We start from the raw sequence: 4,435 nt of genomic DNA, 5'->3' as shown, positions 1-4,435 counted from the left end.
CGTTCAGAATGACATCTATTGAATTCTGGCTCCTGACTTCTTATGGTTATAAACGCTAGATTCTTCACTATCGTTCAGAATGACATCTATCGAGAGGTGTTGCCGATATGAATCGGCTTGTGTTATGATGTCTAATGTTGTAAATATCAGGAGGTTAATGTGATTCTTTTAGTTGAGGTCATTCATGGGACATTAGCGGTTGCGTTAATTATCGCGATTCTGCTCCATTCCGGTAAAGGCACCGGTTTATCAAGTGCGTTTGGCGGTGCGTTGCCATCGACGTTTTCAGGGACAAGCATTATTGAGAAGAACCTGAACCGCATAACAGTAGGGCTGGCTTCTGCCTTTGGCGTAACCTCCATAATCCTTTATTACTTCACGCAAAAGGGCATGATGTAAGCCGCCGCATCTTAAGAAAAACGCGCTTCCACGGGGGCGCTTTTTTTATTGCAGGCACCATAAGACCCGCGATAGAATAAGTTGTCGGTAGTATACGGTCACGCTTACCGCAGACGATCATATCCTGCGCTTGAAGGAGGCTCAACAACCATAAAAAGGCCACCCATAATTGTTTCGGTCCTGCTCGTTATACTAGCGCTGTCGATGCTCTTTGCGAGCGGCTGCGATGGCATCAAACTGGGCGGAATCAAGCTATTTGCGGCAGATCAGAAGTCCTCACCAAAAAAACCGCAGCGGGGCGGCCGCCTCACCATAGGCTGCCCCCAGGAGCCGACCTCACTTAATCCGTTCCTAACCGGCGGTTCAACGGTTGCGACAAAACTCGTTACCTCGAACATTTTATGGGGCCTTCTTGTCGTAACACCCGATCTTAACTATGCGCCCCGTATCGCTGAAAAAGTCCCAACACTTGAAAACGGCCTGGTCACAAACAATCCCTTTACCGTCACGTATGACATTAAGAAGGACGCAGTATGGAGCGACGGCACGCCTATCACGTCAGAGGATGTCAAATTTACCTGGGAAACGATTATGAACCCCGCCTACCAGATCGCCGACCGCTCCGGATACGATAAGATCGAGCGTATCGAGACACCTTACGATAAAACCCTAAGGATAGTCTTTAGGGAACCATACGCAGCCTACAAGCAGCTGTTTTCTATCACATACCCGATACTGCCTAAGCATATACTTGAGAGGCAGGGATTTAATGAGGCGGTCAACGACCTGCTTCCGTTTGCAAGCGGCCCGTATAAATTCAAGGAATGGGTGCGCGGTGATCATCTAACCATCGTCAGAAACGACGGCTTCTGGGGTGATGATGCTTATATAGACAAGGTAACCTTTAAATTTATCCCAAAAGAGGATGTCCAGGTAACCGCTTTCTCAGAGGGCAAGATCGATGTTCTCTACCCATCAGGCACAAAAGCGGTCACGGACAGGATAAAATCAATCGCGGGAACCGCTGGGTTCGCCGACCCAGGTATGCTGTGGGAGCACCTTGCCTTCAATACATCAAAACCGCCGCTTAACGACAGAAACGTAAGAAAGGCGATAGCCTACGCGCTCGACAGAAAGAAAATAGCGGAAGCGGCAACCGGAGAGACGGGCGTTCTTCAAAGCATTATCATGCCCGACCAGCAGCCATTCTATACCCCGGCCTGGGAAAAGTATAAATTCAACCCGGAGAAAGCGGCGCAATATCTTTCAAGGGCGGGCTACAAAAAAGGCCCCGATGGGGTGTTCCAAAACAATGGAAAGCCGCTGGTAGTTAAGATAAGCACAGCCTCCGGTAACTCCACGCGCGTTGAGGTGGAAAAGATTATACAGGAAGACCTAAGCAGGATAGGTGTTAAGGTGCAGATAAATAACGCTGATAGCGAAACGTTCTTTAACTCCCGCCTGGCAAAGGGAGATTTTGAACTGGGTATCTGGGCCTGGCTTGCAGACACCGAGCCCAACCTTGGCTACAGCTTCTCCGCCGACGCAACCCCACCGGCCGGCGAGAACTACTACCACTACAGCAACCCCGAGGTCACAGCCGCACTCAAAATCATCCCCTCAGTCGTTGACGACACCAAGAGGGCCGGCCTCTACCGGAACGTACAAGAAAAGATAAGCGATGATTGCGTCGTCATACCCCTATACCGGCACATCCAGGTCCTGGCTTTCAACAAAAAAGTAAACGGGACAAAGGATAACATATCTTTCGAAGGCCCCTTCTGGAATCTATCCAAGTGGTGGATATCAAAAGAGCAGTAGTAATAACTCTATTAGGAAGCCAGACACATGACCCAAGACCAACTATCATTCAACAAATTCAATAACAACAAAATTTCGATCCTCGAAGGAATTCTCGAGCACTTCGTCTACTCCAACGAAGAGAACGGGTGGAGCGTGGTGCGCGTGAACGTGAAAGGCTACCGCGACCTTGTTACCGCTGTCGGCAATCTCCTGGGCGTTCAGCCTGGTGAAAGCATCAGGATGAAGGGGTATTGGGTGAGCGACCGCAAGTACGGTGAGCAGTTCAAAGTGGAATCCTACACGACCATCAAACCGGCCACTCTTGTCGGCATGGAAAAGTACCTTGGCTCGGGGATGATAAAGGGGATTGGGCCGGTTATGGCATCTCGCCTGGTAAAATGCTTCGGCCTGGATACATTGGACATCATCGAAAACCAATCCAAGCGCCTCACTGAAGCGGACGGCATCGGTAAAATCCGGGCCGAGCGGATTTGCGACGCCTGGCAGGAGCAAAAAGAGATCAAGGAAGTCATGCTCTTCTTGCAGTCGCATGGTGTGACCACGACCTACGCCATCAAGATATACAAGACCTACGGCAACGAGGCGATAGATATCGTCGCGGACAACCCATATCGCCTGGCGGTCGATATCTTCGGGATCGGGTTTAAGACAGCGGATAGAATCGCCGTTAACCTCGGCATCGAGTCGACCTCACCGCGCCGCGCCGAAGCCGGCGTCCTGCATGCGCTCGGGGGGTTAAGCGACGAGGGGCATGTTTGCGTCCCGCGCGACCGGTTAATCGAAAAGGCCGCTAAAATCCTGGAAATCGACGAAGAAATCGTGAAAACCGCAGTCGATACTCTTATCGAGCAAGATTTAATCGCATCCGAAATCGTTACAGATGATGTTACCCAGGAGCCGTTAGTCACGAACGAACTTATCTACCTGCGCTCCCTGTATGCGTCTGAGGTGGGTGTCGTAAAACAAATCGAGTGCTTGCTTGCAACAGACCTCAAACCCATAGATATAGAAATAGAAAAAGCCTTAGAGTGGTTCGAGCAACACTATAAAATAAACCTTGCTGAGCAGCAGCGCGATGCCATTCGCAGCGCAATCGCCGAAAAAGTAATGGTGATAACCGGCGGTCCCGGAACGGGCAAGACCACGCTCATTAACGGAATCATCCAGATATTAAAACGCAAAGAAAAAAACATCCTGCTGGCGGCGCCGACCGGGCGCGCCGCAAAACGCCTCAGCGAGGCGACCGGCCTTGAAGCTAAAACCATCCACCGGTTGCTCGAATTCAGTCCGCGGTCCATGCGGTTCGAGCGAAACTCAGAGAATCCCCTCGAAGCCGATATTCTGATTATCGATGAGGTTTCCATGGTCGATATCGTGCTCTTTTATAACCTGCTCAAAGCGGTGCCGTCGACCTCGCAGGTCATACTGGTTGGGGATATCGACCAGCTCCCATCGGTCGGCCCCGGCAATGTACTCAAGGACGTCATATCCTCCGGCCGTGTAGAGGTCGTGCGTCTCACCCAGGTATTCCGCCAGGCGCAGCAGAGCACGATCATCGTCAACGCCCACCGTGTCAACGCAGGCCAGACACCGTATCCCAAGGCAAAAGAAGGAAAAGGCGACTTTTTCTTCATCGAGCGCAATGAGCCCGAGGATATCTTAAAAGCGCTCAAGCTGCTCGTTGCCAGAAGGATACCCGAAAGCTTCAAGCTTACCGCAGAGGATATCCAGGTATTAACGCCGATGCATATGGGCCTGCTTGGTGCCGTGAACCTTAACAAAGAGCTGCAGCAGCTCCTTAATCCTTCAGGTGAGGCGCTTTCGCGCGGAACCCATATCTTTCGCGTGGGGGATAGGGTAATGCAGATCCGCAATAACTACGACCTCGACGTCTACAACGGCGACATCGGGAAAATCACTTCTCTGGATCAGGTGGAGCGAGTGGTGAAGGTCGATTTCGACGGTCGCCCCGTCACCTATGAGTACTCCGAACTGGACGAGCTTATCCTGGCGTACGCGTGCTCGGTGCATAAATCGCAGGGGAGCGAGTACCCTGCGGTTGTCGTCCCGCTTCACACCCAGCACTACATGATGCTGCAGCGTAACTTGCTCTACACCGCAATTACCAGGGGAAAGAAGCTTGTAGTGGTTCTTGGCAGCAAAAAAGCGCTGGCCATTGCGATTAAAAACAATCGCATCCAGCAAAGGTACA

Annotated in this window: 2 protein-coding genes and 1 pseudogene; all 3 read left to right on the top strand. The window is 51.3% G+C overall.

The genetic code is table 11. From position 1 onward, the window contains the following. Positions 1-159 precede the first annotated feature (159 nt). Entirely contained in the window at positions 160-399 is a 240-nt protein-coding gene (gene secG / locus COY37_RS00420; RefSeq protein WP_286975472.1) for a preprotein translocase subunit SecG, read from the top strand. 81 nt (positions 400-480) lie between these two features. Further along, complete coding sequence (locus tag COY37_RS00415; protein WP_286975471.1) at positions 481-2,220, top strand: peptide ABC transporter substrate-binding protein; 1,740 nt, start codon at positions 481-483, stop codon at positions 2,218-2,220. 27 nt (positions 2,221-2,247) lie between these two features. Continuing rightward, a pseudogene (gene recD2 / locus COY37_RS11700) lies at positions 2,248-4,435 on the top strand (SF1B family DNA helicase RecD2); the annotation flags it as partial.

The organism is Candidatus Aquicultor secundus (genome assembly GCF_002791875.1).
Lineage (GTDB): Bacteria > Actinomycetota > Aquicultoria > Aquicultorales > Aquicultoraceae > Aquicultor_A > Aquicultor_A secundus.
Note: the sequence above shows the minus strand (reverse complement) of the source record. Positions and strands in the feature narration are given on the sequence as shown.